General features: G+C 51.4%; 11 protein-coding genes. All 11 read right to left on the reverse strand.

The annotated features are described in order from the left end of the window. Window positions 1-176, reverse strand: a 176-nt coding sequence (locus ACLTD4_RS31580) for a metal-dependent transcriptional regulator (protein WP_412331872.1), incomplete at its 3' end; no start/stop codon positions are given. A 197-nt stretch (window positions 177-373) separates the two neighbouring features. Continuing rightward, window positions 374-649 carry a transcriptional repressor gene (locus ACLTD4_RS31585; protein ID WP_117621594.1) on the reverse strand — a complete coding sequence of 92 codons (276 nt, stop codon included), beginning with the start codon at window positions 647-649 and terminating at the stop codon, window positions 374-376. A 16-nt stretch (window positions 650-665) separates the two neighbouring features. Then, the gene (locus ACLTD4_RS31590) at window positions 666-854 is read right to left on the reverse strand and encodes a FeoB-associated Cys-rich membrane protein (RefSeq protein WP_081034280.1); all 189 of its coding nucleotides are present in this window, start codon (window positions 852-854) and stop codon (window positions 666-668) included. Between the two features lie 73 nt (window positions 855-927). Further along, a complete protein-coding gene (gene feoB, locus ACLTD4_RS31595) occupies window positions 928-3084 on the reverse strand; it encodes a ferrous iron transport protein B (protein WP_117621593.1) in 2157 nt (718 codons plus the stop codon). A gap of 76 nt (window positions 3085-3160) precedes the next feature. Next, complete coding sequence (locus ACLTD4_RS31600) at window positions 3161-3382, reverse strand: FeoA family protein (RefSeq protein WP_025530593.1); 222 nt, start codon at window positions 3380-3382, stop codon at window positions 3161-3163. 15 nt (window positions 3383-3397) lie between these two features. Next, the gene (locus tag ACLTD4_RS31605) at window positions 3398-3607 is read right to left on the reverse strand and encodes a FeoA family protein (protein ID WP_055657073.1); all 210 of its coding nucleotides are present in this window, start codon (window positions 3605-3607) and stop codon (window positions 3398-3400) included. 236 nt (window positions 3608-3843) lie between these two features. Next, complete coding sequence (locus ACLTD4_RS31610; protein WP_277958354.1) at window positions 3844-3978, reverse strand: hypothetical protein; 135 nt, start codon at window positions 3976-3978, stop codon at window positions 3844-3846. 1 nt (window position 3979) lies between these two features. Then, on the reverse strand, window positions 3980-4633 hold the full coding sequence (locus tag ACLTD4_RS31615) for a potassium channel family protein (protein ID WP_055657071.1): 654 nt from the start codon (window positions 4631-4633) through the stop codon (window positions 3980-3982). A gap of 73 nt (window positions 4634-4706) precedes the next feature. Further along, window positions 4707-6062: a TrkH family potassium uptake protein gene (locus ACLTD4_RS31620; RefSeq protein WP_055657067.1), complete on the reverse strand. Its 1356-nt coding sequence runs from the start codon at window positions 6060-6062 to the stop codon at window positions 4707-4709. Continuing rightward, on the reverse strand, window positions 6055-6936 hold the full coding sequence (locus tag ACLTD4_RS31625) for a metal ABC transporter permease (protein ID WP_055657065.1): 882 nt from the start codon (window positions 6934-6936) through the stop codon (window positions 6055-6057). Before ACLTD4_RS31625 ends, ACLTD4_RS31620 begins: the two co-directional genes overlap by 8 nt. Further along, window positions 6936-7426: metal ABC transporter ATP-binding protein (locus tag ACLTD4_RS31630; protein ID WP_412331871.1), on the reverse strand; the 491-nt coding region annotated here is incomplete at its 5' end. The genes ACLTD4_RS31625 and ACLTD4_RS31630, both read right to left, overlap by 1 nt.

Consider the following 7426-nt stretch of genomic DNA (forward strand, 5'->3'; position numbering starts at 1 on the left):
ATATCTCCCCTCGCTCCCACCACAAGGAAGCCGTCCTCCTTCAGGATTCCGATGGCACGGCTCACGCTCGGTTTGCTGAAATTCAGTTCGTGGGCGATATCGATGGAACGCACCGTCCCATTTTTCTCTCTCAGACGCAGGATCGTCTCCAGATAATTTTCTCCGGACTCATACATGGCAGTTCCTCCCCATCCCGTGTGTATCATTTCTATCATATACGATTTATTCTCATAAGTCCACCCCCGGCCCATATTTCAAAATACAAAGGAACCGGCCGCGGCGCCCTGCAGCTGTCTGCTCGGGTACCACGGCCGGTTCCTGTTATTCTCATTGAGCACCGTCAGCTCTTCTCCTGCCCGGGTTTTTGATCCCTTCAGGCGCTGGCGCTGTCTCCGTCTATCCGGTAAAGGTTCTTTCTCTGGATCAGTCCGATCTCCTCCAGGGTCTTCACCATCCGGTAAACGGTGGCCATCCCGATCGTGGGGTCCTTTTCCAGTGCCTGATAATACATTTCCTTACAGCAGCAGCATTCGTCCTGCAGAATCACATCGATCAGAATCTGTCTCTGGTTTGTGATTCTGCATCCGTTTCTCTTTAATTCCCGAATCACATAGGCGCGTTTCTCTTCGAGGATATCAGTCCGATTCATCTTATCAACCTCCCCGTTATGAGCGCGGCTTATGGCCTGGAGCGCAGCCATGGCAGCAACTGCATTGTCCTCCGCAGCCGCTCTTGCTTCCGCAGCTGCAGGTTCCTCGGTTCTTATACACGGAACGGATCGCAAGTCCCGTCAATACGAGTAATATCAGTGATATCATAATTGTCGCCGCATTGGCAGCTATCCAAGTTACCATAAGTATCCCTCTTTTCTATTCAGTCTCCTGGTAGTCCGTCCTCCAGGTCATTACGATGGTGCTGTGCATCTGCTTAAATTCTGGCCGCTACGGCTCCCGTCTTCTTGTCAGCCTTCGGAGCCGGACGGAACAGCAGATACAGAGTTACAGCAAGAACAATAACAGCAGCGGCTGTTCCAATACCGAAACCACCGCCCATGGCGAATGATCCCAGCTGATAGATCATTAAGCATACCGCATAGGCAAATACATTCTGAAAGATAACTGCAAACGCGGTCCAGCCCTTATTTCCCATCTCCTTTGCCATGGTGCTGATTGCAGCCAGACACGGAGAATCCAGTAAGTTAAAGGTTAAGAAGGTAAATCCTGCAAGGGCGCTTCCGTGGAAGAAATCAGTCATAACGTACTGCCACAGAGCGGCGTCACTCTCCGTCGCCTCCGCCATATTGGCAAGGACGCCCATGGTGCTGACGATACCTTCCTTTGCCACGAATCCGGAAAGGGAGGATGCAACCGCCTGCCAGCTGCCGAAGCCCAGAGGAGCAAAGATCGGAGCGAGGAAGGTGCCGATGATCGCGAGGAAGGAAGCTTCCATATCCTGGACCATGCCGAAGGCGCCGTTTTCCACGCCGAACGTAGCCAGGAACCACATCACCATACAGCAGAGGAACAGGATTGTTCCCGCTTTCTTTAAGAAGCTCCATACACGCTCCCATACGTGAAGCAGCACGGTCTTCACTGACGGAACGTGGTACTGCGGAAGTTCAATTACGAACGGTGACGGATCACCTGCAAACATTTTCGTTTTCTTTAAAATAATACAGGATACGATAACCGATGCAATTCCGATGAAATACATGCTGGGTGCCATCCACCAGGCCCCACCCATGATCGCACCTGCTACCAGTGCGATAACCGGAAGCTTTGCGCCGCAGGGAACGAAGGTCGATGTCATAATGGTCATACGGCGGTTTTTATCATCTTCAATGGTTTTAGTGGCCATGATGGCTGGAACGCCGCAGCCGGAAGAGATAAGCAGCGGGATAAAGCTCTTTCCCGATAATCCGAATCTGCGGAAAATACGGTCCATGATAAATGCAACTCTCGCCATGTATCCGCAGTCCTCCAGGACAGATAAGAACAGGAAGAGAATCGCCATCTGAGGAGCGAATCCGATTGGAGCCGCCAGACCTCCGATGATACCATCCACAACCAGGGAAACGAGCCATTCGGAAGCGCCTGCGGTCTCCATCAAGCCCTGAACGGCCGGCTGGATCCATGCGCCAAACAGCGTATCGTTGGTAAAGTCGGTAACAATGGTTCCGAGTGATGTGACGGAAACGTAATAGACCACAAACATCATAGCCACGAAGATCGGAAGCGCCAGGATTCTGTTCGTTACAATCCTGTCAATCTTGTCCGAAACGGTCATTCCCCTTCGGTTCTTCTTTAAACAGTCCGTAATGATTTTCGATATGTATTCGTATCTCTCGTTGGTGATGATACTCTCCGCATCGTCATCCATCTGCTTCTCGGCATCTTTCACGATTTCCACGATGCGCTTCGAGGAATCGGCAGAAAGTGGGGTCGTACCCAGGACCTTCTCATCCTGCTCGAACAGCTTGATGCTGTACCAGCGCGCCAGATGGTCCGGAACGGAATTGGGAAGGAGGTCTGCGATATCGGCCAGATAGCCTTCCACCTCTCCGGAAAACTCATGCTTCGGCACCTGAATGGTCCTGGCATTTGCCAGACGAACCGCACGGTCCACCACTTCAGTCAGTCCCTCGCCCTTTAAGGCGGAGGTAGCAGCCACTTCACAGCCAAACGCTGCCGCCAGCTTCTTCTCGTCGATCTTATCGCCGCTCTTCACCGCCAGATCCATCATGTTCAGGGCGATGACAACCGGAATCCCCAGCTCCAGCAGCTGTGTCGTCAAATATAAGTTACGTTCCAGATTCGTGGCGTCCACCAGGTTAATAATCGCGTCCGGTCTCTCATTGATTAAATAGTCACGGCTTACGACCTCTTCCAGTGTATACGGTGACAGGGAATAAATTCCCGGAAGGTCGGTGATAATAATGTCTTTCTTTCCCTTCAGCTTCCCTTCCTTCTTCTCAACCGTAACTCCAGGCCAGTTTCCAACATACTGGTTGGAGCCTGTTAAGTTATTAAACATGGTGGTTTTTCCGCAGTTCGGATTACCTGCCAGTGCAATACGGATTGCCATACTCTTGTTCCTCCTTTAGTTAGCCATATCTAACTCTTATTCTTAAAATATAGGGCGTCCGCCCTCCCCTGATCCTTTACTCTACCACAATCAGTTCCGCATCCTGTTTTCTCAAAGAAAGTTCATATCCTCGCACCGTTACTTCCACCGGGTCCCCGAGCGGTGCAACCTTCCTGACAAATACAGAACAGCCTTTTGTAATCCCCATATCCATAATCCGGCGTTTGACTGCGCCCTCTCCGTTTAACTTCTTCACAGTTACGGTCGTGCCGCATGGAATTTCCTTCAAGGTCTGCATCCTCTTTTCCTCCTACTAAACCATAATTTTTTTTGCCATATCCTGATTCACTGCGATTCTGGAATCCTTGACATTGACTATCATATTTCCGCTGATCGTCGATACCACGGTGACCACTGCACCAGTTACAAAACCAAGATTCTCCAGAAAACGTTTCGTCTCTTCGTTCCCGCCGATTTTACGTATTACCTGTGCTTCGCCGGTTCTTACCATGGTTAAAGGCATCCTATTCACCACCTCTGCTAAATTTGAAAATCATTCTCAATTTCACTTTCCAACTAGTAGTTAGTATATGCTAATTCAATTAAAAAATCAAGTACTTTATTGAAAACAATTCTCAATAAGGAAAATAAATCCAAATATGTGGGAATTTTTAAATGAAAGAGGAGAACAGGCTTTTAAATAAACAGCAGGGGAAAACCTTGTTTAGAAAACGCGGTTTTCCCCTGCTGCTCTTCCTGTCATTTATCTTCGTAAGCGTGGTAAATCCGTTTTACCACATCGTAGGCCAGCTTGCGCCGCCTGTATTCATCCACAATCCCCTTATTATTCATGGTGCGGGAGACGGCGATATCATTTACTCGAACCTTGAGCAAATCATTTCATCTTTTCCAGGATATTGTCAATATCCACCTTTTTTCCAATTACCATCAGATGCTCCTGCGCCTGAATGACATAGTCGGCCGGGGGCATGAGCTGGGCTTTTCCCTCGCGTTTGATGCCCAGGACGCTGATGTGGTAACGGTTGCGGATATCGGCCTCGCGAATGGTCTTGTGGATCCATTCCGGAAGAGGCGGAATCTCGTAGATGGAGTATTCCTGCGTCAGTTCAATGTAGTCAAATACGTGGTTGGCGCTGTAGCGGACCGCCATCTTTTCTGCAATATCACGGTCCGGATAGATGACCTCGTCCGCGCCGTTTCTGAGAAGGAACTTGGCGTGAATGTCGCGGTTCGCCTTGCTGATGACACGGCGGCCGCCCAGCTCCTTTACAAGGCTGGTGATCTCCAGACTGCTCTGGAAATTCGTTCCGATACAGACGAAACAGATGTCGAAGTTGGCGATTCCCAGGCTTCGTAAAACCGCCTCGTTGGTACAGTCTCCGATCTTGGCGCTGGTCACGATGGGTAGCAGGTCCTCTAACACCTCTTCCTTCTGGTCCACCACCATGACGTCATTTCCCAGCATGGCGAGATTCTCGCAGAGATGGTGGCCAAACCGTCCCATTCCTATGATTAAAATTGATTTCATATGATATTCTCCTTTGCTTCGCAGCATATTATTCAATACATGATCTCTACACTTACAGGCACCGGCCGCGGGCTTACCCGATGTTGATTGCCTCCGCAGGCTGCTGTACATGGGGCTTTCTCTTGGACTGGACAAAGGCCAGGGCAAAGGAAAGGCTTCCGATTCTGCCGCAGTACATCAGAAGAATGATGATGCAGCGCGATACCGGATGGAGCGCTCTCGTGATTCCCGTAGTCATTCCGACGGTGCCGATAGCGGAAAACGTCTCAAACAGGATATCGGAAAATCCCAGCGGCTGTATCGCCATGATAGCCAGCGACGCCGTGACTGCCAGTAAAAGATTGATCGTCAGAATCGTTCCGGCACGCTTGACCGCGTCGTTCTCCAGCCTCCGGCCGAAGATATTGATCCCGTACGTCTGCTTGATATTGGAATGTACGCACAAGAGAAGGACCACCAGGGTCGTCGTCTTGATGCCGCCGGCGGTGGAGCCAGGGCTTCCTCCGATGAACATCAGGATGATGGTCAGCAGCTTGCTTCCATCGGTTAAGGCCGCCGTGTCCGTCGTGTTGAAGCCGGCCGTTCTGGCCGTCACGGAGCTGAATAAGGAGGTCAGGATCTTACCGCTGGTATTCATTCCCACCAGAAGATGATTCCTCTCCAGCAGATAAAACAGCAGTCCTCCGCCGAAGACCAGGATCGCGGTGGTGACGAGTACAATCTTCGTCTGAAGCATATATTTTCGGAAATGCAGCTTATTCCGGCTTAAATCATCCCAGACGATAAAGCCGATACCGCCGATAATAATAAGGGACATGATGACCAGGTTCACCAGCCAGTCATCGTAATAGGCTACAAAAGAGCTGTACGGTGTCTGCCCGCCCATCAGGTCGAAGCCCGCGTTGCAGAAGGCCGATATGGAATGGAAGATACCGTAGAACAGTCCCCGTAAGAAACCAAACTGGGGGATAAAGCGGATTGCCAGAAGCACCGCACCCGTTCCCTCAAAGATGCACGTGCCGATGATAATCTTCTTTGCCAGGCGCACCACCCCGCCGATCTGCAGGGTATTGACGCTCTCCATCATGAGTCCGCGCTCCTTCAGCCCGATCTTACGGCGGAGAACGATGGAGATGAAGACGCCCACCGTGATAAAGCCCAGACCGCCGATCTGAATCATGGTCAGAATGACAAGCTGGCCAAATAAGGACCACTGACTCCAGGTATCCGCCACCACAAGGCCCGTCACGCAGGACGCGCTGGTAGCCGTAAACAGACAGTTTAAAAATGGCTCCGACTGTCCGTCGCGGCTGGCAAAGGGAAGCATGAGTAAAAGTGTTCCCGTTATGATAATGCAGAAAAATCCATATGCAATAAACTGTGTCTGGCTCACATGGCGCCGGGCATGAATTAATTTTTTCTCATCCATCTTGCTGCTGCCTTTCTGCTTCCGTATTTTCACTTAATTCCGGCTTTTTTCCGCCGGTTCGGAATTTGAGCGCCCACTCTGCCCCTGTAAAGAGCAGAAATGCCGCCAGATTGACCACGACGACGCTGGCTCCCGCCGGTGTGGAGAACCGGTAGGACATCACCATACCAATACAGAAGCACACCACGCCCAGCACGCCGGAGGACAGCACCACGCCGCGGAAGCTCTTAAAGAGCCGCATGGATGTGAGCGCCGGAAAGATAATCAGGCTGGAAATCAACATTGCTCCCATCATCCGCATTCCAAGAACAATGGTGATCGCCGTCAGAATCGCAATGAGCACATTATACCACGAGACGTTCACTCCCGTGGCTCTGGCGAAATTCTCATCAAAGGTCACTGCAAAAATCTTATTGTAACAGATCAGAAACAGCCCCAGAACCACGACGCTTAAGATCACGCTTAAGCTGACGTCCGTCCTGCTCATGGCCAGAATGCTTCCGAACATGTAGCTGCTAACATCGGTCGTCATACCGGTCGTCATGGAGGTGACGATAATACCGATGGCAAGGGCCGCCGCCGATATCATGGCGATGGCCGCGTCACTCTTGATCTTCCCATGCTCCGTGATCCTTAAAAGGAAGAACGCCGCCAGAACCACCACGGGAATGGATACCTTTAAGGGGGACCATCCGGCCGCTACCGCGATGGAGAGCGCGCCGAAGGACACGTGGGACAATCCGTCCCCAATCATGGAATACCGTTTCAGCACAAGGCTCACACCCAGAAGGGACGCGCAGAGCGAGACGAGAATTCCGCCCACTAAGGCCCTGACGAGGAACGGGTATGAAAGCATCTCTCTCACCATTTCCATCAAAGCTCACCTCCCAGATAAATGTGGCCCGCGCTGCTCTTCAAATACTCCTCCGTCGTGCCGTAGAACAGCACCTCTCTCTTTAAATGAAGAATCTTTTTCGCCTGCTTCACCACATTTGCAATATCGTGGGATACCATTAAGATCGCCACGCCCTCTTTTTGATTCAATTTTCGGATAATCTCGTAAAATTCCAGGATTGCCGAAGGGTCCAGACCCGTAATCGGCTCATCCAGGATCAGCAGCTTGTCCGTAGCGCACAGGGCCCGGGCAATCAGGGTACGCTGCTGCTGTCCGCCTGATAAGTCGCGGTAGCACTGGCCCGCCAGCTCTGCAATTCCCAGCCGCTCCATGTTCTTTTCCGCCAGCGCCTTTTCCTTTCCCGAATAGAAAGGCTTGTTTCCGCGCCTGCTCAAACAGCCGGACAGTACGACCTCCCCAACCGTGGCAGGGAAATCCTTCTGCGCCGCCGTCTGCTGCGGGAGATAAC

Source organism: Hungatella sp., assembly GCF_046966825.1.